The organism is Sutterella massiliensis, assembly GCF_016899755.1.
Taxonomy (GTDB): domain Bacteria; phylum Pseudomonadota; class Gammaproteobacteria; order Burkholderiales; family Burkholderiaceae_F; genus Sutterella; species Sutterella massiliensis.
The window spans coordinates 1-486 of record NZ_JACJJC010000266.1; the positions used below are offsets into that span (position 1 = coordinate 1).

The 486-nt window shown below is 54.9% G+C and carries 1 protein-coding gene; it reads right to left on the reverse strand.

What is annotated here, in order from left to right:
* A partial coding sequence (locus H6A60_RS12490; RefSeq protein WP_205105128.1) for an EamA family transporter occupies positions 1-353 on the reverse strand: 353 nt, incomplete at its 3' end.
* Between the last annotated feature and the right edge of the window lie 133 nt (positions 354-486).

Consider the following 486-nt stretch of genomic DNA (forward strand, 5'->3'; position numbering starts at 1 on the left):
ACATCACGGGTCAGTATGCGTTCGCGAAGAACGGTTGCAGTGAGGAGTGCGACAAAAACGGGAGCCGTGTATTGCAAAGCGATCGCGGAAGCTGCCGTCGTGAACTTCATCGCGACTGCTATGCTCGCGGCCATCACAAAATAGGAAATGGCGCCGATAATCTGCGCCGACGATAGCCGGAATAACGACAGATGCTTCGCTCGGCCATAAAAAAAGATAAGGAGTGCAGCAACACCGCACCTCATGCAGATCATTGCCATTGGAGATGCGGAGGCAAGTTTTACGACGAGACCGTTCGTACGCCACACCAGAGCGGCAATTATCAAGGCGAAACGAGCGGTGCTTGCACTCATGTTGGTCGGCAGGGGCGGTTGGAATGGAAAAAGGTTCTGAACCGCCCAAACACAGGGGATGGCTGCAGGGAATCAGGAATTCGCGGGCGATTCTTGCGCGCGAAGACTTTCAAAGTGCCAGCTGTCCCGGCAC